The following is a 24,009-nucleotide window of genomic DNA, read 5'->3' as shown; positions in this document are numbered from 1 at the left end:
TTGTCACCTCTTCTATTTTTGATTATCATGATAAAGCCTTGTTAATACAGTTGTTAAATCCCGACTTACTAGATCAACCAAGCCCATCATGCGGTCGTATTCCATCCGTGTCGGGCCAAGGAGGACAATGCCCCCCACATGCTCATTGGCAATGCTGTACGTCGCAGTAATAATACTACAATCATCCATCAAATGGTTATTAATCTCCGTACCAATCTTAACATGAAGGCCTTGAGGTATATCAGAAAAGAGCTGATAAACATCCTTTTCCTGATCCATCAACCGCAGCAACTCGCGAACTTTGGCAAAATCGTGGAATTCCGGCTGATTCAAAATGTTCGTTTTGCCACCAAAATACACTTTTTCCTTACTAACTTGTTGGAACGAATCCTTCAAAATCGAAAGCATTAATTCGTGATTTACCACATTGCTTCGTAGTAGATCGGACACTTCTGCCGGAATCATCGAATTCATCTGATCAATCGGAAGACCAACCAAGCGCTCATTTAGAATATTGACAACCCGCTCCATATCACTCGGCGTCATCGTTTCCGGAATCGTCACCACATGATTATCAATGTGACCTTGATCCGTAATCAGAATCAACATCGCCTGATTCCTGTTAATTGGCACAAAACGGAAACCACTTAACCGGTTCTGTTTGGAAGCCGGACCAAGTAAAATCGATGTATAATTCGTCAAATCCGACAACATGAGCGCTGACTTTTGAATAAGCTGCTCCATTTCAAAGTACGTCTCCGAAAAAAGCGACTGAATGGACATAATATCCTGCTTCTTCAATTTCTGCGGTTCGAGTAAATAATCCACGTAGAAACGATAACCTTTCTCAGAAGGAATGCGTCCTGATGAAGAATGCGTTTTTTCAATAAATCCGTACTCTTCCAGAACACTCATCTCATTGCGGATCGTCGCTGAACTAAATGGCAAGTTGTTCTCCTTCAGCAAATTCTTAGATCCAACTGGTTGCACAGTCTCAATGAAATGGTCGATAATGGCACGAAAGATTAGCAATTGCCTCTCGGTTAACATATCTATCACCTCTTTTTAGCACTCGATAGGTTTAAGTGCTAAATACAATTATAAATTTACCACTATGACCGTCTACTGTCAACAAAAAACACTCGATTTCAGACTAAAGTAGTAATTAGCCGAAATCCAGTGCTTCTATAAAAATTCTTGGAAAACATTATTCCCTAGGAAGCGCCCACGCCGCGTGAGTCGAACACTTTCTGGCGTAGATTCTAACCAGCCTTTTTCAACCGTCTTATCAATCGCACGCGCAAATGTCGTATCGAGCGGCTGACCAAATTTAGCTTGAAAATGCGCCTTATCGACACCCGCTACTTTTCGCAATCCGAGAAACATTTCTTCTTCCATCTTTTCTTTCAATGTCAGCTCTTTTTGTTGGAAAGTTGGTAATTCGTTCTTTTCGAGCGGTTGCATATATTTTTTTAACGGACCATAATTCGCATATCGCGTCTCGCCGACATACCCATGAGCCCCCGCACCAAAGCCAAAATAATGCTCATTACTCCAATAAACGATATTATGCCTACTTTCAAAACCAGGCTTAGCGAAATTACTAATTTCATATTGTTTACGCCCATGTTGCTCCATTGTCGTCATTAGTTTCTCATACATATTAGCCTCAGCATCTTCACCAGGAAGCAACAACTTCCCTTTTTGCATTAAATTGTAGAAAATTGTCTTCGGCTCAATGATAAGCGAATACGCAGAGTAATGTGGTAAATCCAGATCCAAAGCTTTCGTCAATGTATCCTCAAAATCCGCTTCCGTCTGACCCGGTAAACTGAAAATTAAATCGATGCTCACATTCTCAAATCCAACCTGTTTCGCATTATTCACCGATTGATACACATCATCCACCGTATGTATCCGACCAATTTTCTTCAACAATTCGTTGTTAAAGCTCTGGACTCCCATGCTCAAACGATTCACCCCATGATCTTTCATCACTTGCAACTTGCTCAGCGACAAGTCACCAGGATTGGCCTCAAAACTAAATTCAGCATTCTCCGCGATCGGAAAAAGATGCTGAACTGCTGAACACAACTTTGCCAACTGGGCTTCCGTCAATGTCGTCGGCGTTCCACCACCAACAAAAACAGTCTCCACCGGCTCCATTGTATGCTTCGCCGTTACCATTTCCATTTCTTTGATAAGCAAATCTACATACTCATCGACTGGCTGCCCTTCCAGAAACACTTTATTAAAATCACAGTAGTAGCAAATATGTTCGCAAAACGGGATGTGAATATATATCGCAGTCATTCTTATACACTCATTTCCTTAAGGAGAAAAAGCGAGCTTCTCCTGTCCACAATCAACAAGATAAAGTCGCTTTTCCCACCAATTCTTTATTTATCATCCATTTTCAAGATTGCCATGAAAGCTTCTTGCGGCACGTCTACCGAACCGATGGACTTCATACGTTTCTTACCTTCTTTTTGCTTCTCTAAAAGTTTCCGTTTCCGAGACACGTCCCCACCATAACACTTAGCAAGTACGTTTTTCCGAAGCGCTTTAATCGTTGAACGCGCGACAATCTTCGTACTAATTGCAGCTTGGATTGGCACTTCAAACTGTTGTCTTGGAATCAATTCTTTCAGTTTTTCTACGATAATTTTTCCACGTTCATAAGAGAAATCACGATGGACAATAAAGCTAAGGGCATCGACTTTCTCATTATTTAACACGATATCCATCTTCACAAGTTTCGATTCACGATAACCAATTAATTCATAATCAAACGAAGCATAACCCTTCGTACCCGATTTCAACTGATCAAAAAAGTCATAGACAATCTCTGAAAGCGGCATTTCATAAATAACACTCACACGAATATCATCTAGATACTCCATGGTCATGAAGTTCCCACGTTTATTTTGCGCAAGCTCCATGACAGCCCCCACGTAATCGTTAGGCACCATAATTGTCGCTTTCACATAAGGCTCCTCAACAGAATCAATAACACCTTGTTCTGGCATTTCAGCAGGATTATCAACTACCACTTTAGAACCATCTGTCAAATTAACATGATAGATAACACTCGGCGCAGTCGTAATCAAATCAATATTAAATTCCCGTTCGATACGTTCCTGAATAATTTCCATATGAAGCAACCCAAGGAACCCACAACGGAAACCAAAACCAAGAGCCTGTGAAGTCTCCGCCTCATATTGAAGTGCAGAATCATTCAATTCCAGCTTTTCAAGTGCATCACGCAAATCATTGTATTTCGCCGAATCAATCGGGTATAAACCACAATAAACCATTGGATTTAGCTTACGATATCCAGGTAAAGCTTCCGATGCAGGATTATTCGCAAGTGTAATCGTATCCCCAACACTTGTATCACTCACATTTTTAATCGCAGCAGTTAAATAGCCAACATCTCCAACCATAAGCTGATCTCTAGGTGTCGATTTTGGCGTAAACACACCAACTTCTGTCACCTCAAATTCACGACCATTGGCCATCATTCGAATCTTGTCTCCCGCTTTAACCGATCCTTGCATAATCCGAATGTTTGCAATAACACCTCGGTATGCATCAAAGACAGAATCAAAAATAAGCGCTTGTAATGGAGCATCGATATCCCCAGTTGGCGCAGGAATCTTCGCAACCACTTGTTCTAGAATATCCTCAATCCCAATACCAGATTTTGCAGAAGCAAGTACCGCATCTGATGCATCCAATCCGATAACATCCTCAATTTCAGCACGAACACGCTCCGGTTCCGCTGCTGGAAGATCAATTTTATTAATAACCGGCATAATTTCCAAATCATTATCTAGCGCCAAGTAAACATTGGCAAGCGTCTGCGCCTCAATACCTTGCGCCGCATCCACAACTAGAATAGCGCCTTCACAAGCCGCTAAACTACGCGAAACTTCATACGTGAAATCGACATGTCCCGGCGTATCAATCAAGTGAAAAATATATGTTTCGCCATCTTTGGCAGTATACGATAATTCCACAGCGTTCAGCTTGATAGTAATACCACGCTCACGCTCCAAATCCATCGAATCAAGCAATTGCGCCTTCATTTCACGATGCGTCAATGCATTCGTCATTTCGAGGATACGATCGGCAAGCGTTGATTTACCATGGTCAATATGCGCTATTATCGAAAAATTCCTTATTTTCTTTTGTCTTCCTAGCATTTCTTCTTTCTTCATTTCTCCAGCTCCCGAATTCGAACTCATCTTATTAAAACGATGGCAAGCTAAGATAGATTATATCAGTAGAGCTCGCTATTTTCAATCACTTCCGACTTTTTTCGTGAAAAAATAAATAAATTAGTAAAGTAATATTGCAATATCCGCTGTGTTTAGGTATAATAACATTTGTTCTAGTGTAATTTTGAAGGGTATGGTATATATAAAAGATACTACCTCATAATTTTGGGCGGAGGTGAATGAAATGCCAAATATTAAATCAGCAATCAAACGTGTAAAAACAACTGAAACTCGCAATAGCCGTAACACATCTCAACGTACTGCAATGCGTACAGCTGTTAAAAAATTCGAACAAGCTGCAGAAAACAATGCAGACAACGCGCAAGAATTATATGTTGCAGCTAGCAAAAAATTGGATAGTGCGGTAAGCAAAGGTCTACTTCACAAAAACAATGCAGCACGCAATAAATCTCGCTTAGCTAAAAAATTAGCTAAATAATACAATTCTTAATCGCAGAAACATCACACCCCGTGTGATGTTTTTTTGTATCTTTTTAGATAGATTTTACGCATAGTAAACTGGCAGTAAGAGCTCGCATTATTGGAGCTGTTCGAAATGAAATGAGTTACAGCCCCAATATGAACGAGAGTGAAGCGAGCATGTAATCCGTCTCTGGCTCGGCTACGCTTAACTTCTTGCATCGTCGAAAAACTACATCTCCCTACTTTCAGGCATCATAGCAGGATAAATGAGTGTATGAATCAATTTCACAAGTCGAAACCTCATCCTATTCATCGGGAGGCACTCCATTTCAAATTATGAAATTGCTTCATTTAATTCATTCGTTGTATTTTTCTTTGATCTTGTAGCGAGAAAAGGAACCATTCTAGTTTTTGGGCTTTGTCTCCGTAGCCTGTTTTCATTTCGAAATCCATTTGGGCTAGTTTTTCTAGGGTCATCGTTAGTTCATGGTAGGAGAAGCTTTTGGCTTGTCTAGCGCCAACTTTAACTCGGAATGGATGGACTTTTAATTTTTGAGCTACTTGTTGTTGACTGAATCCTTGTTTTTCCAGTAATTTAATTTGAGTCAGTAGACGGAACTGACTCGCGATGAGAGCCAATATTTTGATTGGTTCTTCTTTTTGTTTAAGTAAATCGTAGTAAATGCTTAACGCGCCACTGATATCTAGAGCTATCATTTTATCTAGTAACAAGAATATATTTTGTTCTAATGAGCGCACTACAAGGCTCTCCACGTCCGATGTATAGATTGCTCGCTCTTCTAATTTGTAGAGCATCAGCTTGTCTAATTCATTCATGGCTGTTGTTAGTTGCCCGCCTGTTAATTCTATTAATCTGTCTGTTGCCGCATTGTCCATTTGAAACTCATTGATATTACTCACGCCTTGTAACCATTTCCGTAGTTCCGCTTCATTTGGACGCTTTGCATCGATTATCGTCGCCTGTTTCTTTATAAGCTTGGTCAGTTTTTTTCGTTCATCTAATTTCTCTACTCTCGCTATAAAAACTAAAATAGAGTAGTCCACAGGCTCGTTTAGGTAATCTTCTAGACGTACTGTCCGATGTTCAATTTTACTTTTGGTTTTCTCTGTTGTTAAAAAAGTTGGATTGGAGGCGATAATGAGTCGACGGTCGCCGAAGAATGGAATCGTTTCTGCCTCCTCTACAACTTGCTCAATCGCCGTTTCTTCCAAATCAAAATTCGCATAATTAAAATCCGTGTCCTCTGTATCTAAAATCCCAGCAACAAGCCTCTTCTTGGTCTCGTTGATAATATAGTCCTCTGTCCCGATAATCAGGTAAATCGGTGCAAATTGCTTCTTCTCTATTTTTTTCCATTCTGAAATCATGAATCGCCCTCACCTTCCGACATATCTCTACCCTATCGTAAATCAAGAACGAGCTTTGCGCAAGTGGAAATATCATTCTAGCCCAAAGGTAAATCCTTTTGAAAAGGTATAGATTATCTCTCCGTTCTGATCGGTGCGATAAATCGTGCTGTCTGCGGTCTCTAAAGTAGCCAGCGTTTCTTTTCGAGGATGCCCAAAACGATTATCAACCCCACAAGAAATAAGCGATATAACAGGTTGAACCTTGTCTATAAATGCAGGTATTGTAGAGGTTTTACTACCGTGATGCCCGACTTTTAGAATATCTGCTTCTATCAGTGGATTTTCGAGCAAGGCCTGCTCCGCTTCTTTCTCAATATCTCCTGTAAATAACCACTTTTTCTGATCCAGTACAGCAGAAATAACGATAGAATCATTGTTGCCGCCCTCTCCTCTTTCGGTTGGACTAAGGACTTGGAAAGTAGCATTGCCTTTTGCCCAGCTATAACCAGCAACTATAACTTTTGTTGGCACGTTTGGCAGAGCTTGCAACGCTTTTTTCATGATGTTTTTTGTTTCGCCGCCTTCTGCATAAATGAGCTCTTTGATTTTAATCGCTTTGCCGACATCTATCAGACCCTCCATATGATCGGCGTCGCTATGCGTCACAATTAGTTTGTCCACCTTTGAAATACCCTTGGCTTTTAAAACAGGCGTCACGATATTCTTCCCCACAGAAAACGGCGCTTTACGCTCTGCCCATTTTTCTTTGTCGAAAGCCATTTGTCCGCCGACATCAATTAAATAAGTCCCTTTATTCCAAGGTAGCTGAATGAGGATGCTGTCGCCTTGCCCCACATCAATCATAGATACTTTCCCAGTGAAATTGATTGTTCCTATAACCAAGCATAGACAAATTGGAATCAAGTAACGATAGATTTTTCCTGTTTTCTCCCAACGATTGAAAAAATAAAGAGTAAATAAAAGAATGATCCCCAATAAAATCGGGGCTGGCCTTCCTGTTACCCATGTTGTAAACGGTATTTCCTGCAATAACGACGCCAGTGATTCTGAAATATTTACGGCTACTTTCATAACCATCGACGGGATGAATAAAAGGACTGGTGCTAGGTTTAAGAAAAAGATAGATACAAAACTTAATGGCAACAATATAAACGTAAACAGCGGTACATAAATAACGTTTAAAAACACACCGACAACGGAAAATTCATAGAAGTGATAGCTCATAACTGCAATGCCTGAAACAGTTGATATGAGTGAAATATAGAGAGAGCTTAATAAATTAGAGGTTACTTTTCGCATGATTTTCCGCCCAGATAGGATGATAGAAAAGGAGACAGCATAAGAGAGTTGAAATCCTATTTCGAGGACACAATAAGGATTGAAAAGAAATACAAAAATAAAGCTAAAACAGAGGGCTTGGAGCGATGTCACACGTATTGGGGATAGCCTACCTACCATTAGGCAGATTGTCATGATAGCGGCTCGAACTACTGGTGCATTTGCTCCGGTCATCAGACAATAAAGTGGCAATAAACAAATCATGACTATAGCTGTTTTCTCGATTTGAAATCCTAGACGCCTGAACAGTATCAAAAAGCCAGAGATAATGAGATTAACATGTAGACCTGATATGGCTAGTAAATGAACCACACCTAAGCGCTGATAGCTTTCATAAACCGAAGTCTCTACAGATGTACGATCTCCATAAATCAACGAAGCCACATATGGCGCAATTTGCGAATCCATTAGTGTATCAATTTTTTTTAGTTGAGATTTCCGGAAATTCTTTAAACTATGCAACCACGTAGCGTTTTTTTCTGGTAATGACTGCACAGAACTTGCCTTCATTAGCCAATGCACTTGTTTTCGATACAAAAAATCTTGGTAATTAAATTGGTCTGTATTGCGATTCTTCTCTGGTGCTATTAACTCACCACTTACGCTTAATTTATCTCCATAATTTAAGCTCATAAATTGTTTCTGTTCTTGTTCGCTCGCAAGTTTATAACTTAATTGAAAACGTTCTCCTTGATATAAAACTTGCGCTCGAAAAGCATCTCCGTCGATTACGATACCATCATTTAAGATAACCGTTCCATCTATTTCACCAGTTTGGAATACGGAGTGGTTTTGGTCATCAAAGAACCAGAAAAAAACTCCTGCTACAATGGTCAGACTAAAAAAAACTACAAATTGGGTTCGCTTAAATAAGAACGATACAATAAGTAAGATGCCAAGTAACAGGAAGATCTTCATTGAAATAAAGACACATATTACAGCGAGAATAATGGCTACAGTAATCGTCAAAAACAGACGCTCTATAGTCCTCACCTCACTTTATTTTAAAAACTGTTGTCGTAATTTATCTTCTAGGTGGGCAATGGTTTCCTCTGATACGGCTTCTTGTTGGAGCACTTCTTGCACCGTTTGTATCACTGTTTGTTCGATTTGAGCCGTGTTATTCAGTACGTGTTCATCAAAAGGAACTTTCTTGATAATCACATCTGCACGTTCAAAAAGCTCCATCGCATAAGGATGATTTTTATAATCCTTCGCATAATAGACCGCTTTAATTCCCGCTTGAATAATCGATTTACAGCATGCGATACACGGGAAATGAGTGACATACATTTCAGCATTATCTGTGGAAGCTCCAAACTTGGCACACTGTAAAATCGCATTCATTTCGGCATGAATCGTACGTATACAGTGTCCTTCTACAACATAGCAGCCTTCTTCATCACAATGGTCACCACCTGCAATGGAACCGTTATAGCCGCCTGCAATAATACGTTTATCCCGAACAATCGTTGCGCCTACCATGAGGCGAGTACATGTACTCCTAGAAGATATTAAATGGCTTTGCGCCAAAAAAAACTGATCCCAAGCTATTCTTTGCATATTTGTCGCTCCTTTTAAGAAGTTGATGCTTTTAGTATATGCTTTTCGAATTCGCTTCGTCAATAGCTTATTACTCCACTGTAATATGTTCACTTAGTCGTTCTACGGTTTTAGCACCAATTCCTGATACTTTGGACAGGTCGGCAACGGTTGTAAATAACCCCTCCTTTTCACGATAATCCACAATGGCTTGGGCTTTCACGGCTCCTATTCCAGGAATGGTTTGTAACATCGTCCCATCCGCTGTATTGATGTTAACCTTCGCATTGTCGGCACTTCCTGTCTCCGCACTTGCTGTTGTGACTGGCGCTAAGCCTTCCTCGCCTACTTTCCCAGCATAAATAACCATCTCATCTGTCACTTTTTGCGCCATATTAAGCAATTTCACATCAGCTTCCAGCGCGAGTCCTCCTGCTTTTAAAATCGCATCTTTCACACGGCTGTCAGGCGCTAGTTCATAGACACCAGGCTTGTTAACTGCACCTTTCACATCCACTATGAGGGATTTAGTCGAGACTATTTCTTGCTCTTTGGTAGCGCTCTTCACTGGTTCTTCTTTCGCAGCCGCAGTTGTTGGAATAACTGCTTCTTCTTGATTTTGTGTAACAAAGAAGAAACCTATGGCTATGAGTAAAATCGCCGCGCCAATAATGTATTTCTTATATGCTTGCCATTTTTCTAACATGCTCATCACCTGCCTTTAGTATTAGTATTCGCCCCCTTTGTTCTTTTTCCTTTATCTCTTCTGCTACCTCAAAAACATAAAAAAAGAGAAATGACGATAAAAAGTCATTTCTCGCATATGAAAAAGATTCTTTCACTAGTTTTAGTAGGCTCAAAATCCGTAAAATCAGCGCAAATTTTTATTTTACGAAATCCTGCTGCCTGTATCGCTTTTTTGTACCAATCAATTGGATAAGTCCGTTCTTTATGCAGCTCATCATAACGATCGTAACTGCCGTCTGAGCCTTGTTTAAAGAAGGTTAATTCGTGTTCTACAGAATGCGGAAATTCACCTTCAAAGGAATTCCAAATGCATGAAATTTCTTCATCACTATCGCCATAGCTGTAATCCTTGAAAAGCTCATCAATTTTGTAAACAGAATGGACATCGAATAGGAATACACCATCTGTTTTCAAGTTTTCGTAGACGCTGCGTAATGTCCCGTGCACCGCTTCTTCTGTTTCTAAATAATTAAGCGAATCGCAAAAGCATGTGACCAGATCAAACGTATCTAACTTCTCCATTTCTGACATGTCTTGTTGTAATAATAATAGTGAAACTTCTTCATGGAACGCTTTTTCGCTGGCCACGGTCAACATTTCTTCTGATAAATCGACACCGGTGACTTCAAAGCCACGTTTAGCCAAGCGGACAGCCAGCTCAGCGGTCCCACAAGCGACGTCAAGCACTTTTCCGCCTTTATTCGGTAAATAGGGCGTTGCAAAAGAAAACCAGTTGTCGTACAGCTCCTCGTCCATGAGAGCGTCATAGAAATTCGGAAAATATTCATAACTCATAATTTTATCCCTCTTCCCACGAAAAAAGGAGCCTATGAAAGCCCCTCTTTACTTTTATACAGTGAAGGCGGCGCGTACGTCTTCTAACGGCGCGTCTCCCCATAGTTTTTCAAGATTGTAGTAACTGCGCTCATCTTTGTGGAAAACGTGAACGATGACGTCACCTAAATCGATTAAGATCCATTTGGCAGCATCGAAGCCTTCTAATCGTTTCACTTCTACCTCGTTTTTGTGCGCTTGTTCTTTGATTTCTTGGGCAATGGCTTGTACTTGTTTGTCGGAGTTACCATGGCAAATGACGAAATAATCGGCAAATGCGGATAGTCCTTCCATATTCAGCGCTAGAATGTCCTCTGCGCGTTTATCGTCCGCTGCTTTTACGGTTAACATTAATAAATCATGACTTTTCAATAGTTATACCTCACCTTCAATTTGTAAACGTGCAAAATAGTTGTAAGCATCGAATGTATCTGGAAAAATAGGTTGTCTCTTCGTAATTAAAAACGTGATTGTGTTTGACAGGGCAAATAACATGGCCTTATCTAAAGAGTCAAAGGATAGACGGCGAGCCTTGTATACACCTGGAAAAGAACGATTTGGCTCTGTGTAGTCGGCCAGGTAGATGATTTTATCCATCGTGCTCATCGCGGCATTTCCTGTTGTATGGCAAGCAATGGCTTTCAAAACCGGTTCATCAGTCACGCCAAACTTGCTTTCTGCAAAATAGGCGCCTACGGGAGCGTGCCATAGTTCTTGATTGTAGGTGAATAGTTTTGGATCCATTTTTTGCTCGACCATGACTGCCATCATAGCTTCTTTATCCGCATATTTCGCGTAATCATGTAACAGCGCCGCAAGACTCACTTGATCTCGGTCTACTTTATAATGATCGGCAAGCTCAAGTGCAGTTTTTTCAACGCCAAGTGTGTGAATAAAACGTTTTTCCGGCATCGCTTCTTTGACTGCTTCCAAAATTTCTTCTCTATTCATATAAATGATGCTCCTTTATATACTCACTTACCTTGTTTGGAACGTAATAATCGATTGGCGATCCTGCTGCCAAACGTTCTCGCAACATGGAAGACGAGATGTCCAGTGCTGGAACCTCTATTTCTTCTATATCGTAAGGCGCTCCCTCATCGTAATGCGGTCGATTGACGCCAACAAAGTTCACAAGCTTTATCAGTTCATTAATATGATACCACTTTGGCAAATATTCAACCATGTCTCCGCCAATTATAAAGGAAAAAGCGGCATTTGGAAACTCCTTTGTCATTTCAATCATCGTATCATACGTGTAAGACTTGCCAGTGCGATGCATTTCACGGTCGTCCACTTCAAAAAAAGGATTGCCTGTAATAGCAAGCTCGATCATTTTTAGGCGATCTGCATTACTCGTCAGGCCACTTTCTTTCTTATGAGGGGGAGCGGCATTAGGCAAGAAAATAATTTTTTCAAGCCCAAGTTGAATGCGCGCTTCGTTGGCAATGATTAAATGGGCATGGTGTGGCGGATCAAATGTACCACCTAAAATACCGATTTTTGCTTTCAAATCAGATACACCTTCTTACGGCAATTGGATTTGTTTCTTATTTTGTGACTCTTTGTAAAGAATGATTGTGCGGCCAATAACTTGCACAAGCTCTGACCCCGAACGTGAACTAATCATTTCTGCAACTTCTTCTTTTGGTTGATCGCAATTTTGTAAAATCGAAATCTTGATGAGCTCGCGAACTTCAATGGCTTCTGCCACGTGCTTAATTAAATTCGGCGACACACCACCTTTTCCAACTTGAAAAATGGCGTCGATATCGTGAGCTTCTTTACGTAAAAAACGTTTTTGTACATTTGTTAGCATTATTTTCCTCCTACTTGTTTCAATACAATATTTCGCATGAGATCGCGATCTGCTTCTATCCCTGTCCATAATTCGAACGCAATCGCCGCCTGGTTAATAAACATTGGTAAGCCGTTTTGCGTGATAGCTCCGTGTGCTTTCGCCTCTTTTAAAAATGGCGTTTCGGCGGGATTGTAGATAATGTCAGAAACGATAGTCCTAGCGGTTAAATCGTGTAACCTGATTGGTAAAGCTGCATTTTCTTTTGTAAGCCCAGATGATGTGGTTTGAATGACGATGGTGAAATCCGCAAGTTGCGACTCGGCTTCGGCTAAACTAATAGCCCTATGTGCCGTCCCTGCAACCATTTTAACAGCTTTTTCAAGTGTTCGATTGGCAACGGTCACCGACGCATCAGTATGGTGTATAAGAGCGTGAAAAATCGCCTTACTCGCGCCGCCTGCACCAACAATCAAAATCTGATCGGTTTCATTGATAGTTCGAATGCTCTCTAAACCCTGTAGATAACCGATACCATCCGTGTTGTAGCCAGTCCAACGCCCATTTCTTGCAACAATCGTATTCACGGCACCACATGCTTTGGCCTCGGAATCTAGCGCATCTAGAAACGGCAAGATATCCTCTTTAAATGGACTCGTGACGTTGCATCCACTAATTCCTAACGCTTTCAAACCTTCTATCGCTGTAGTAAACTCCTGTTTTTCTATCAAAAACGGAACATAGCTTGCATCTAGATGGTTCTGCTCCAGTAAAGCAGTGTGCATTACTGGAGAAAGCGAGTGTGCGATTGGATTGCCGATAACGCAATATAACTCTTTCATTCAGAAGTTCGCCTCCTAGTTACACGATTGAGCGGCGAATAGTTACGCTTACGCCTTCTGGAACCCAAGCAGTCACTTTTGCGCCACCTTCTAAAACAGTAATCCAACCCAGTCCTGAGAATACGATGTCCGCCTTTTCCTTAACTGAAAATTGATACGGCACTAATTTCGGTAATGTTTCGATATCCGCTTCGCCTGGTGGTTGTAGTAGTTTTCCGGCTTGTGTTTCGTATAGATTATCGGCTTTTTCAAGCTTCGTGCGGTGAATCATCAAGTTGTTCGATGTATAAACGACGAACGATCGTCTACCACCACTCGTGTAATCAAATCGAGCCAATGCGCCAAAGAATAGCGTTTGTTCCTCGTTTAATTGGTACGTCACTGGTTTGATTTCTTTTTTCGGAGAGACAAGTTTGAGCGTCTTAGCATCGATAACGTGCGCGATTTGGTGATGATTGATAATTCCTGGCGTATCGACAAGAACGCTACCATCTGAAAGTGGAATTTCAATTTTATCAAGCGTTGTGCCTGGGAATTGAGATGTTGTGATAACGTCATTTTCACCAGTTGCCACTTTAATAATCCGGTTGATAAGAGTTGATTTACCTACGTTTGTACAGCCTACGACAAATACGTCACGACCTGCGCGCTCTTCTTCAATTTTTTCAAGTAACACATCAAAGGATTGTCCTTTTTCAGCGCTTACTAATACGCAATCGGTTGGTGCTAGTCCGAGTTCACGGGCACGACCGCGCATCCACTGTGTCAAGCGTTCGCGTTTCAATGATTTTGGTAGCAAATCGGCTTTATTTCCGACAAGTAGTACCGGATTATTACCGACAAAGCGATGCAAACCTGGCAACCAACTGCCATCGAAGTCAAAAATATCAACAACATAGACGATTAACGCCTGTTTTGTACCTAATTGGTTCAAAATTTTCAAGAAATCATCATCCGTCAGCGGAACATCTTGAATTTCATTATAATGCTTCAAGCGGAAACAACGCTGGCAAATAATATCTTCTTTTTCTAAGCTAGACTCTGGCGCATAGCCAGGTTGGGTTTTATCAGTTGTTTGAATAACGGCTCCACAGCCAATACATCTTAGTTCTTCGGTCACAGAGAATCCTCCCATTTTAATTCTGATTTTTTAGCTAGTCTTTTTAAAATAATGCGTTCCATAAATCGGTTAAACTTCGTCGCAAAGCCATCCGTATCTTTGACTGGGCGCACAAAAACAGTCGTTAATTTTTGGCGGTTACCTCCGAAGATGTCCGTCATGATTTGATCGCCAATCATCACCGTTTCTTCTGGTGTCGAACCAAGATCAGCCAGCGCTTTCTGAAACGCGGCAGCTAGCGGTTTTTTGGCCTTGGCCAAGTATGGAATTTTCGTTGCAACCGCCACACGCTTCACGCGCTCTTCATTATTATTTGATACGATCATCACCTTGATGCCCTCTTCTTCTAGAATCCGAAACCAGTTGTAAATTTCGTCGGTCGCATCCAACTGATCCCAAGCAAGTAACGTATTGTCTAGATCTGTTAATACCGTCGTTTTCCCCATTTTTCGCAATTGGTCCGCGGTAATACCAAATGGCGATGTTAACATTTTATCCGGTGAGAAATTTTTTAGCAAAATAGGCACCTCTTTTTATTTAATTAGTTTCAAAGTGTCATGACATCATCGTTTATAATGCCCAACAATCACGCTTTGCATGTAATCCTTATAAATTTTAACATCTTTCTGCTTATTTTACAAAAAAATCTGAGATAAGTGCTATAATGAAGTGGAAAATACGGAAATTATAGGGGGATTATGATGTCAAAAAACTATGCGTTAATATGGGATTTGGATTCGATTTATTCTGGCGGAAGTGGCTCTGAGGCTTTAGCTACTGCGCTTTCTGAGACGACGAAAGATATCGCGTCATTTAAGCAAGCCGTGCAAGATTGGCCCGTTCCAGAAAATAAAGACGATGTCAGCGAGTTTCTACTTTTAATCAATCAAAATGCAGATATAACGAAACAACTCATGAATGCAGCGGCTTTTCTGGAATGTTTATCCTCGGCCGACACGCGTGATTTGAAAGCTGTCGAATTAACTGGCGGCGTATACCAACAATTGGCAGAACTTGAAACGATCGAAAATGAGTGGCATGAGAAATTCGCCTTAGTTCCAGATGCATTATGGGCTTCCCTACTCACAGAGAACGGCTTGAGCGAGATAGCCTTCGTACTAAATGAAGCACGCGACAATCGCAAGAAAAAAGGAACGCGTGAAGAAGAAGCAGTTATCAATGCACTAAATGTGGACGGCTACCGTGGCTGGTCGGATCATTACGATACAGTTGTAGCAACGATTCGCGTACCTGTTGTTGTTGATGGCGAGGAGAAATTAGTATCCGCCGGTCAAGCCCTGAATTTATTGAGCCATCCAGATCGCGCTGTGCGTGTCGCTGTATTTGAAGCCTATGGAAAAGCATGGCAGGAAAAATCACAACTATTCAGCGATACGCTAAACCATTTGGCAGGTTTCCGCCTCGCCGTTTATCGGACGCGTAAATGGGACAATGTACTCGCGGAACCACTTGCAATCAATCGCTTAGACGAAAAAACACTGGCAACAATGTGGGAAGTCATCGAAAAACATAAAGCAACGTTCGTTTCATTCTTAAATCGCAAAGCACAACTGTTTGGCATTGATAAATTAAGCTTCCATGATGTTTTCGCACCCCTGACGCTTGATTCTGAGCCGAAAAAATATACGTACCAAGAAGGCGCAGATTTCATTCTGACACAGTTTGCAAAATTCAGCCCGAAAATGGCTAGTTTTGCAAAGCACGCATTCGAACAGCAATGGATTGAGGCTGAAGATCGTGATAACAAACGTCCTGGTGGTTTTTGTACCGACATTCCACTAGAAAAAGAAAGTCGGATTTTCATGACGTATGACGGCGCTCCTGGAACGGTTGCAACGCTTGCACACGAACTCGGCCACGCCTTCCACTCTCATGTTATTCGCGATGAACCCTTCGAAAATACGAATTATGCGATGAACGTAGCTGAAACCGCATCAACTTTTGCTGAAATGATTATCGCGGATGCTTCCGTTAAAGAAGCTGCGACAAAAGAAGAAAAAATCATTCTATTAGAAGATAAGATTGGTCGTAGCATCGCTTTTTTCATGGACATACGCGCTCGATTCTTATTCGAAACCCGCTTTTATGAAGCTCGTAAAGAAGGTCTCGTTTCTGCAGATCGTCTAAATACATTAATGGAAGAAGCGCAACGAGAAGCCTTCCAAGACGCCCTATCCGAGTATCATCCACAATTCTGGTCTTCTAAATTACATTTTTATATCGCCGACGTACCATTTTACAACTTCCCATACACATTCGGCTACCTGTTCTCATTAGGCATTTATCACCAAGCGCTTGCAGAAGGAAGCGGCTACGAAGACAAGTACATCGCCCTGCTACAAGACACCGGAGCCATGACAACCGAACAACTTGCCCAAAAACATCTTGGCATCGATTTAACAAAACCAGATTTCTGGGGAAGCGCGCTGGAGATTGCAGTCGGCGACGTCGAAGAGTTCCTGAATTTAACAAATGATTTAGTGTAACAATAACGCCCGCTAATTACAAGCGGGCGTTCCTCTGTTGAAAAAACTTCCTTGCATGATATTTCTACAAACTTCAGCCGTGTTGTTGGAGTTCTTCGACATGAAATGAGTTAGTACTCCAATATGCAGAAAGATATCATTTATCCGCCATCCTTAAATGCCTAGTTTCTAGGCAAAAGCGAGTACCAGCACGGAGCGCACGAGAGTACTGGAACGGAGCTTTTAACGACGAAAATAGGCGTTTGTCGACACGCTTTCATGATAATTGTTCTACCATTTTCACAACACAAGCCGACGAATTTTTTGCTGCCGTTACTAAAAACTCATCAAAAGAAACGCTAGCCTCACTATCTGCCACGTCTGAAAGCGCTCGGATAATTAAAAAAGGCACGTCAAACTGATACGCAACCTGTGCAATCGCGCAGGCTTCCATTTCTACAGCTTTTACCTCTGGGAAGAAAGTCGTAATCAATTCCCGTTGATCTGGTCGGTGAATAAACGAATCCGTCGTCACCACAAGCCCGTAGACCGCCTTGTTCCCCTCTGAGAAGTTTTCTTGGTAGATTTGCTGTGCCAAACGCATCGCCTCTTCATCGCCCTGATAGAGTGCCGGCATTTGAGGTACTTGACCATATGTATAACCAAAAACCGTTGCATCCACATCCCCATACGCTAAATGATCTGAAATAATTACATCTCCAACTTCCAATTCCGCGCCAATTCCGCCAGCTGAGCCAGTATTAATAATTAAAGAAATATCATAATGATCGCATAAAAGCGTTGTTGATAAAGCCGCATTTACCTTGCCAATGCCAGATTTCAGCAAAACGATCTCTTTCCCAGCCAATGATCCTGTGTAGAAAACAGCTCCCGCTATCGTCGTTTCCTCAAGCCCCACCATTTGCTCTCGTAAAATTATCACTTCTTCTTCCATCGCACCGATAATTGCTATTTTTCCCATTCTCAATCATCCCTTCCTTAAAAAAACTGTGTTCGAAGTGGATAAACCATCCGAAACACAGTCTTATCAATTTCTTTTATCATTCGTTTTGAGTACTTCTACTTTCGTTGGTTGCCATCCAGCCCCATCGACCCAAGTAATATATACTCGGAAAGCTTTATCCGGATCAGATTTTGTTGAAATCGTTCCAATAGATTGCGTTGCAGGCTCATCACCGCGACCGACGTACCAAATCGTCATGTCACCATTATCAATACCTGTCGCCTCAGAAAATGCGTTCACTTTTTCTTCCCAATCCTCGCTATCCATTTCATAGGAGTTCACGTGATCACCCTTTTGTTCCGTCCCAACAGCTTTCCAATCTTTTGTAATGACTTCTGACACATTAGGATCATCGCTGGTTTCCGTCGTTTGCTCTTTCGGCTTCTCGGTGTCCTTTGCTTTCGAGTCATCCTTTTTCGTCTCATCCGCCTTTTGCGTTTGCTCCGTTTTTGGCTTTGTTTCTACTTTATCCGCCGAATCATCAGCCGTTAAAAAAAAAACAAGCCATAAAACGCCAACAATTGCCAAGCTCATCAGTATGATTAAAACGTTCAAAGTAATACTCGTTCTTTTATGTTTACTATTTTGCTCAGAGCGTGATGCTTCCACATGATTTTGGGCACTGCGTCGCTGCTCTTCCTTTTGTGTTTTCTTGTCCATATATGCCACCACCTTACCTAGGTCAGCGAAGCGAGAACGGTCCATCTTCGTCGTTAAAGATTCCGTTCCAGTGCTCTCGTACGCAAGTACGCTCCGCACCTGGTACTCATCTTTGTCTAGAACATAAACCGTTCTCGCTTCGCTGAGGTTTTGCGTTATTTTCTTGTCTTGCATTTATTCAAGGTTTCGTTCGGTCCATCTTCGTCGTTAAAGATTCCGTTCCAGTGCTCTCGTACGCAAGTATGCTCCGCACCTGGTACTCATCTTTGCCTAGAACATGAACCGGTCTCGCTTCACTCGGATTTTGTGTTATTTTCTTGTGTTGTGTTTATTCATTTCGATATATTAGGCGCTGATTTTTGTGATTTTGACGTTCATTTCGCCGCCTGGTGTTTGGATCGTTACTTCGTCGCCTTCTTTGCAGCCAAGTAGGGCTTTGGCGATTGGTGAGTCATTGGAAATTAGGCCTTCAAATGGGTCTGCTTCGGCGCTTCCCACGATTGTATAGCTTTCTTCGTCGCCGTTTGGAAGCTCTTTAAAAGTAACTGTATTTCCTAGTGCTACTTCACCACTCATAGCGCTAGCATCGATGATTTGCGCATTGCGAATCATGTTTTCAAGGGTTGTAATGCGGCCCTCTACGAAAGCTTGCTCATCTTTTGCAGAATCATACTCGGAGTTTTCCGAAAGATCGCCGAAACTACGGGCAATTTTAATACGTTCTACTACTTCTTTACGTTTGACAGTTTTTAAATCATTTAGTTCATTTTCTAATTTCGCTTTACCTTCTAATGTCATTGGGAATACTTTTTCTGTAGCCAAATTCTTTCTCTCCTTCATCTTTATGTTATTTGAAAAGCACGGAAGTTTGTTCTTTTCCGCGCCTCAACATGTATTTACTTTACGCCTGAAAGAGTAACACGATTCTCAGGGAATGTCCAGCAAATTTTTGTCCAATAGTGAAATTTTATCTTAATTCGCGTGTAATTACAAGTCGTAGCGTTGCATTATCGGTTCATTTCGAGTATTGTCGCCACTTTTGTCGTCATTAAATCGATGGCAACCTTGTTCTCGCCGCCTTCTGGGATGATAATGTCGGCGTATTTTTTCGTTGGTTCGATAAATTTTTGATACATCGGCTTAACCACGCCTAAATATTGTTCGATCACCGATTCCATTGTCCGGCCACGTTCATTGACATCGCGCACCATCCGTCGCAAAATCCGAATATCATCATCTGTGTCGACATAAACCTTGATATCCATGAGGTCACGCAACTTCGGATCTTCCAAAATTAGAATGCCTTCTAAAATGATGACTTCTTTCGGTTCTTGGTGAATAATCTCGCTAGAACGTGTATAAAGCTCATAATCGTATACTGGTTTATCGATTGGCTCGTAGCGCAGTAACTGCTTAATATGACGAATCAAAAGGTCCGTATCAAACGCCAAAGGATGATCATAATTCGTTTTTAGACGCTCTTCAAAAGCCATTTCTGCTTGGTCTTTATAATAAAAATCCTGCTCTAACATCAAAATCGAATGCCCCGTGAAGTGATCATAAATCGCCTTACTCACACTCGTTTTCCCTGAACCACTACCGCCCGTCACGCCTACTACTATCGGCTTTTTCTTCGTCACTTTGCGCCTTCCTTTCTGCGACTAATCGCAAGGCCATCCCCTAAAGGAACAGTCGTCGTAATGAAATCTGGATTTTGCAAAAGCCAATCATTGAATTCCCGCATTTTTCTCGACACGCGTTGCTTTTGTTGCGCTCGCGGCGAGTCATGTAACGCCAACCCTTTAAAAAGCACATTATCGCTGTAAATCACGCCACCCGGAGCCAATTTATCGATATAAACGTTGAAAAACTTAGCATACTGAGCTTTTGCGGCATCAATGAAAATCGCGTCGAAATTCTCTTTTTCTAGCACAATCGAGCTATCTTCCAAGGCGTCCATGAGAAGAACCTCAATTCTATCCTCTGCTCCAAATGCGTGAACATTGTGCCAAGCTCGGTCATAACGCACTTCGTCTCGCTCCATCGTGACAATATGTACATCTGGCAACGCGTCTGCCATCCGTAAAGCGGAATAGCCAATCGCTGTTCCAATTTCCAAAATTCGCTTTGGTTGTTGAATTTGCATAATTTGTAACATAAAATGCATCGAGTCTACTTCCATGATTGGTACTTCGTGTTGCTCGGCATAAGCTTCCAATTCCATGAAGAACGGCTTGCGCTCTGGAATGTGTGAAAGCAAGTAATTATGAATTAACGTATCATTCACTGCTCTAAATCCCCTTTAACAGACTAATGATAAGCGCCTGTTCTCAAGCCTCTAAGGCCAAAAACAAACGCTTATCGTGTCTATTTATTGATTATTTGTAATATGTTCTTCTTTTAATTTGTTGTGCTCTTCTAGCGTCTTAGAAAAATAAACCTGACCAGTTTTTGTATTCGCTAAAAAGTAAAGATAATCCGTTTTTTCTGGATGTAACGTGGCTTCCATCGATGTTTCTCCACTATTCGAAATCGGACCTGGCGGTAAACCTTTATTTTTGTACGTATTATACGGCGAATCTACTTTCAAATCTTCATACATCGTACGCGATTTATGTTTGCCAAGCGCGTAAAGCACCGTCGGATCTGTCTGTAGCGGCATACCCTCTTTCAAGCGATTATAAAAAACACTCGAAATTTTACTGCGATCGACATTTGCGGTTGCTTCTTTTTCAATGAGGGATGACATCGTTAAGAAATGATGCACCGTCAGTTTCTGCTTCGTGAGTTCCGGTTTGTACTTGGCAATGTTGTCATCCGTTGCTTTGACCATGTCGCTCACCATTGCTTTAATATCCGTTTTGCCTGTAAACTCATACGTCGCTGGGTACAAATAGCCTTCTAGCGGATGCTTGATATTTGCCGCCAACACGTCTTTTGTGACCGTATCTGGATATGCCTTCATCAATTCATTCACAAACGCCTTGTCGTCCATCACTTTTAAAATATCTGCTTTCTTCAATTCAGGTTTGTAAGCAACCATCCGATCCGCGATTTGATCTAAGGAATAGCCTTCCGGAATAACGAGTCTAGACGGAGCAATCACCTGGCCTTTTTTCAATTCATTAACCACTTGTTCCACAGTCATCGATGGACTCAATTTATATTTTCCAGCTTTTAAGTTCGTCTCATTTTTATATTTCACATAGTACGTAAAAATCATACTACTATTAATGACGTTATTTTCTTGAAGAATGTCGCCAATTTCTGACACTTTGGAGCCTTTAGGAATATCTACAACAATCGATTCCTTACTCGATGCATTGACAGCTTGGAGTTGCGAATCCACATAGAAATAGCCTCCAACAGTTAGCGCGACCAGCACCACGGCGATACTTGAAATAATAATCGTGATCATTTTGCTTTTGGATTTTTTCATCTCTAAACCTCTTTCATTCGTCTATGCAAAACATTTCTTTATCTATTATAACGGTAATCACTACCATAGTTCAACCACATTCGGCAAAAAATATAAATTCGTGACGTTTTCGACAAATTTAGCTATAATAAGGAAGCATCGTTAAACGGTTCAATCCAAACGAAAGAAGGCTATCCATGTTACATTCCATTATTGAAGCATTGCAAAATTTCGTCATGACCTTAATCGACCTATTTGGGCACTGGGGCATCTTCTGGGCGATGGTCATCGAAAGCGTCTGTATCCCGCTTCCAAGCGAAGTTGTCATGCTGTTCGGTGGTTTCATGGCCGAAGCAGGTGACCTAAATTTTTGGCTTGTGGTCACAGCAGGTATCGCAGGAAACCTTGTAGGCTCCTTAATCGCCTACTATATCGGCAAATTCGGTGGCCGAGCCCTCGTTCTAAAATTCGGAAAATACATCTTTTTAAATGTCGGACATCTTGACCTAGCAGAAAACTGGTTTCAAAAATACGGCGCATCAGCAGTGTTCTTCGGTCGCATTTTGCCCGTTATCCGTACTTTCATATCACTACCAGCCGGTATTGCAAAAATGAACATTTGGAAATTCATCACGTACACTATCCTAGGCTGCATTCCATGGAACATTTTCTTAACCTACTTAGGCTACAAGTTAGGCGCCAATTGGAGCGTTGTCGAAAAATACACCCGCCCAATCAGCTATGCCATGCTAGCGCTCCTAGTCGTGATTGTTGTGTACTTAATCGTGAAAATAGTGAAAAAACGCAAACCAACTGCATAAAAAAGAAGAAGCTGGGAGTTAGGCACTTATTTGTGCTAACTCTCAGCTTCTTTCCTTTAAATGAAAAACCGTACTTCGTACGCAAAACCAAGTTCTTCGAACTATTTCTATGAAATCGCAAAACCTCAGAGAGCGTACAAATGGGTAGATGCTAGGCAAAACCGAGCACCGAAGCGGAACGTATATTTATACGTGAGCATCGGAGCACAGGTTTTAACGACGCAGATGCGCGTTTGTACGCTCTCTGAGCGACTTATTCGGCGTCTTCGTCTTCTAAGAACGTCGCAAGGACCTCTTCGATCATGTCCCATTCTTCTTCTGTTTCCACAGGCTTTAACTCACCTTGTGTGCCATCTTCATTTTCGATGAAAGAAGACGCTTGTAATTCGATTTCTTCCTCGTCTTCTGCACTTTCTGGATAATAAAGTACGTAAGATTTCTCAAACTCATCAGAGTTAAACGAGAATAATACTGCGTAAAGCTCCTCATTACCATCCTCGTCTACTACTGTGATATGTTCGTGATCATGTTCGTGATTTTCTGTCATAATGGACACCTCTTTTTAATTAATTATTTGAATCTAAATAAGACTGCAATATCATAACGGCTGCAAGCTTATCAATGACTTTCTTACGCTTCTTACGGCTAACATCAGCTTCAAGCAATGTCCGTTCCGCTGCGGCAGTGGTCAAGCGCTCATCCCATAAAACAACAGGAATCCCAGTGCGGCTTTCCAATACTTCCGCATACTTTTCAGATGCTTCTGCACGTTCACCAACCGTATTATTCATATTTTTGGGCCAGCCAACAACGATTTTATTAACATCGTATTCTGCGGCAAGTTCTTTCACGCGATCGTAACCAAATTGTTTCGCGCGTTCGTTTATCGTGATGGTCTCAATACCTTGTGCGGTCCAGCCTAGCTCATCACTAATGGCTACACCAACAGTCACCGAGCCAACATCTAATCCCATTGTTCTCATTTGTCACCAATCTTATTGTTTTTTAGGTACGCCTTTACTAATTCTTCGATAATCTCATCACGCTCTAGACGGCGGATCAAATTACGAGCATCATTGTGGCGCGGAATATAAGCTGGATCACCAGAGAGCAAATAACCAACAATCTGATTAATCGGGTTATATCCTTTTTCCTCTAGGGCAACATACACTTTCCCCATCAGAATTTTGACATCTTCTTCAATCGAATCGTCGCCAAAACTATAAAACATTGTTTTATCAGAAGCCATTTTGATCAGCACCTCTTTCCCATTGTTATCGC

General features: G+C 41.5%; 27 protein-coding genes. 3 read left to right on the top strand and 24 right to left on the bottom strand.

From position 1 onward, the window contains the following. Nucleotides 1–12: 12 nt before the first annotated feature. The 3 genes from hrcA to lepA all read right to left on the bottom strand — a co-directional run bounded on the left by hrcA (nt 13) and on the right by lepA (nt 4,223). Entirely contained in the window at nt 13–1,050 is a 1,038-nt protein-coding gene (gene hrcA / locus HPK16_RS02630; RefSeq protein ID WP_181675464.1) for a heat-inducible transcriptional repressor HrcA, read from the bottom strand. Between the two features lie 135 nt (nt 1,051–1,185). Further along, nucleotides 1,186–2,313, bottom strand: coding sequence for a radical SAM family heme chaperone HemW (hemW, locus tag HPK16_RS02625; RefSeq protein WP_181675463.1), 1,128 nt, complete (start codon nt 2,311–2,313; stop codon nt 1,186–1,188). Nucleotides 2,314–2,399: 86 nt separating this feature from the next. Continuing rightward, nucleotides 2,400–4,223, bottom strand: a complete 1,824-nt coding sequence (lepA, locus tag HPK16_RS02620) for a translation elongation factor 4 (RefSeq protein WP_181675462.1) — start codon at nt 4,221–4,223, stop codon at nt 2,400–2,402. Nucleotides 4,224–4,467: 244 nt separating this feature from the next. On the opposite strand from lepA, the gene rpsT reads away from it, so the two are divergent. After that, nucleotides 4,468–4,722 carry a 30S ribosomal protein S20 gene (rpsT, locus tag HPK16_RS02615; RefSeq protein WP_181675461.1) on the top strand — a complete coding sequence of 85 codons (255 nt, stop codon included), beginning with the start codon at nt 4,468–4,470 and terminating at the stop codon, nt 4,720–4,722. Nucleotides 4,723–5,057: 335 nt separating this feature from the next. Here the strand turns inward: rpsT and holA are convergent, their stop codons facing one another. The 12 genes from holA to HPK16_RS02555 form a co-directional block, all read right to left on the bottom strand. Continuing rightward, on the bottom strand, nt 5,058–6,095 hold the full coding sequence (gene holA, locus HPK16_RS02610; protein WP_181675460.1) for a DNA polymerase III subunit delta: 1,038 nt from the start codon (nt 6,093–6,095) through the stop codon (nt 5,058–5,060). 72 nt (nt 6,096–6,167) lie between these two features. Then, complete coding sequence (locus tag HPK16_RS02605) at nt 6,168–8,354, bottom strand: DNA internalization-related competence protein ComEC/Rec2 (protein ID WP_181675459.1); 2,187 nt, start codon at nt 8,352–8,354, stop codon at nt 6,168–6,170. Between the two features lie 81 nt (nt 8,355–8,435). After that, complete coding sequence (locus HPK16_RS02600; protein WP_181675458.1) at nt 8,436–8,999, bottom strand: ComE operon protein 2; 564 nt, start codon at nt 8,997–8,999, stop codon at nt 8,436–8,438. Nucleotides 9,000–9,069: 70 nt separating this feature from the next. Next, the gene (locus HPK16_RS02595; protein WP_181675457.1) at nt 9,070–9,684 is read right to left on the bottom strand and encodes a helix-hairpin-helix domain-containing protein; all 615 of its coding nucleotides are present in this window, start codon (nt 9,682–9,684) and stop codon (nt 9,070–9,072) included. Nucleotides 9,685–9,788: 104 nt separating this feature from the next. Continuing rightward, nucleotides 9,789–10,520, bottom strand: coding sequence for a class I SAM-dependent DNA methyltransferase (locus tag HPK16_RS02590; protein WP_181675456.1), 732 nt, complete (start codon nt 10,518–10,520; stop codon nt 9,789–9,791). Nucleotides 10,521–10,574: 54 nt separating this feature from the next. Beyond that, nucleotides 10,575–10,931 carry a ribosome silencing factor gene (gene rsfS, locus HPK16_RS02585; protein WP_181675455.1) on the bottom strand — a complete coding sequence of 119 codons (357 nt, stop codon included), beginning with the start codon at nt 10,929–10,931 and terminating at the stop codon, nt 10,575–10,577. A gap of 3 nt (nt 10,932–10,934) precedes the next feature. After that, complete coding sequence (yqeK, locus tag HPK16_RS02580) at nt 10,935–11,510, bottom strand: bis(5'-nucleosyl)-tetraphosphatase (symmetrical) YqeK (protein ID WP_181675454.1); 576 nt, start codon at nt 11,508–11,510, stop codon at nt 10,935–10,937. After that, nucleotides 11,503–12,072: a nicotinate-nucleotide adenylyltransferase gene (locus HPK16_RS02575; RefSeq protein WP_181675453.1), complete on the bottom strand. Its 570-nt coding sequence runs from the start codon at nt 12,070–12,072 to the stop codon at nt 11,503–11,505. Before HPK16_RS02575 ends, yqeK begins: the two co-directional genes overlap by 8 nt. 15 nt (nt 12,073–12,087) lie before the next feature. After that, nucleotides 12,088–12,378, bottom strand: coding sequence for a ribosome assembly RNA-binding protein YhbY (yhbY, locus tag HPK16_RS02570; protein ID WP_036092493.1), 291 nt, complete (start codon nt 12,376–12,378; stop codon nt 12,088–12,090). Beyond that, on the bottom strand, nt 12,378–13,199 hold the full coding sequence (aroE, locus tag HPK16_RS02565; protein WP_181675452.1) for a shikimate dehydrogenase: 822 nt from the start codon (nt 13,197–13,199) through the stop codon (nt 12,378–12,380). The genes yhbY and aroE overlap by 1 nt, the downstream gene beginning before the upstream one ends. A 19-nt stretch (nt 13,200–13,218) precedes the next feature. Next, on the bottom strand, nt 13,219–14,319 hold the full coding sequence (gene yqeH, locus HPK16_RS02560; RefSeq protein WP_036081700.1) for a ribosome biogenesis GTPase YqeH: 1,101 nt from the start codon (nt 14,317–14,319) through the stop codon (nt 13,219–13,221). Next, nucleotides 14,316–14,837, bottom strand: coding sequence for a YqeG family HAD IIIA-type phosphatase (locus HPK16_RS02555; protein WP_181675451.1), 522 nt, complete (start codon nt 14,835–14,837; stop codon nt 14,316–14,318). Before HPK16_RS02555 ends, yqeH begins: the two co-directional genes overlap by 4 nt. A gap of 183 nt (nt 14,838–15,020) precedes the next feature. Between HPK16_RS02555 and HPK16_RS02550 the strand changes: the two genes are divergently transcribed. Then, nucleotides 15,021–16,826: a M3 family oligoendopeptidase gene (locus HPK16_RS02550; RefSeq protein ID WP_181675450.1), complete on the top strand. Its 1,806-nt coding sequence runs from the start codon at nt 15,021–15,023 to the stop codon at nt 16,824–16,826. Nucleotides 16,827–17,082: 256 nt separating this feature from the next. Here the strand turns inward: HPK16_RS02550 and HPK16_RS02545 are convergent, their stop codons facing one another. The 6 genes from HPK16_RS02545 to mltG form a co-directional block, all read right to left on the bottom strand. Beyond that, nucleotides 17,083–17,787 (bottom strand): 5'-methylthioadenosine/adenosylhomocysteine nucleosidase, encoded by a 705-nt coding sequence (locus tag HPK16_RS02545; RefSeq protein WP_181675449.1) that lies wholly within the window; start codon nt 17,785–17,787, stop codon nt 17,083–17,085. Between the two features lie 66 nt (nt 17,788–17,853). After that, nucleotides 17,854–18,489, bottom strand: a complete 636-nt coding sequence (locus HPK16_RS02540) for a YrrS family protein (protein WP_181675638.1) — start codon at nt 18,487–18,489, stop codon at nt 17,854–17,856. 345 nt (nt 18,490–18,834) lie between these two features. Then, nucleotides 18,835–19,311, bottom strand: a complete 477-nt coding sequence (greA, locus tag HPK16_RS02535; protein WP_181675448.1) for a transcription elongation factor GreA — start codon at nt 19,309–19,311, stop codon at nt 18,835–18,837. Nucleotides 19,312–19,496: 185 nt separating this feature from the next. Beyond that, entirely contained in the window at nt 19,497–20,129 is a 633-nt protein-coding gene (gene udk, locus HPK16_RS02530; protein ID WP_036079211.1) for a uridine kinase, read from the bottom strand. Continuing rightward, entirely contained in the window at nt 20,126–20,776 is a 651-nt protein-coding gene (locus HPK16_RS02525; RefSeq protein ID WP_181675447.1) for a class I SAM-dependent methyltransferase, read from the bottom strand. Before HPK16_RS02525 ends, udk begins: the two co-directional genes overlap by 4 nt. Nucleotides 20,777–20,860: 84 nt before the next feature. After that, nucleotides 20,861–21,928, bottom strand: coding sequence for an endolytic transglycosylase MltG (gene mltG / locus HPK16_RS02520; RefSeq protein WP_181675446.1), 1,068 nt, complete (start codon nt 21,926–21,928; stop codon nt 20,861–20,863). 176 nt (nt 21,929–22,104) lie between these two features. Between mltG and HPK16_RS02515 the strand changes: the two genes are divergently transcribed. Then, the gene (locus HPK16_RS02515; protein ID WP_181675445.1) at nt 22,105–22,728 is read left to right on the top strand and encodes a DedA family protein; all 624 of its coding nucleotides are present in this window, start codon (nt 22,105–22,107) and stop codon (nt 22,726–22,728) included. Between the two features lie 253 nt (nt 22,729–22,981). Here HPK16_RS02515 and HPK16_RS02510 read toward each other — a convergent pair whose 3' ends face one another. Genes HPK16_RS02510 through HPK16_RS02500 form a run of 3 tightly spaced genes read right to left on the bottom strand, consistent with a single transcriptional unit; the run spans nt 22,982 to nt 23,977 of the window. Beyond that, a complete protein-coding gene (locus HPK16_RS02510; RefSeq protein WP_036079223.1) occupies nt 22,982–23,275 on the bottom strand; it encodes a DUF1292 domain-containing protein in 294 nt (97 codons plus the stop codon). A 19-nt stretch (nt 23,276–23,294) separates the two neighbouring features. Continuing rightward, complete coding sequence (gene ruvX / locus HPK16_RS02505; protein WP_181675444.1) at nt 23,295–23,711, bottom strand: Holliday junction resolvase RuvX; 417 nt, start codon at nt 23,709–23,711, stop codon at nt 23,295–23,297. Continuing rightward, nucleotides 23,708–23,977 carry an IreB family regulatory phosphoprotein gene (locus HPK16_RS02500; protein ID WP_036061807.1) on the bottom strand — a complete coding sequence of 90 codons (270 nt, stop codon included), beginning with the start codon at nt 23,975–23,977 and terminating at the stop codon, nt 23,708–23,710. The genes ruvX and HPK16_RS02500 overlap by 4 nt, the downstream gene beginning before the upstream one ends. Between the last annotated feature and the right edge of the window lie 32 nt (nt 23,978–24,009).

The sequence above is a fragment of the Paenilisteria rustica genome (assembly GCF_013820765.1).
Lineage (GTDB): Bacteria > Bacillota > Bacilli > Lactobacillales > Listeriaceae > Listeria_A > Listeria_A rustica.
The sequence above is the reverse complement of the archived record's forward strand: the minus strand, read 5'-3'. Positions and strand labels throughout refer to the sequence as shown.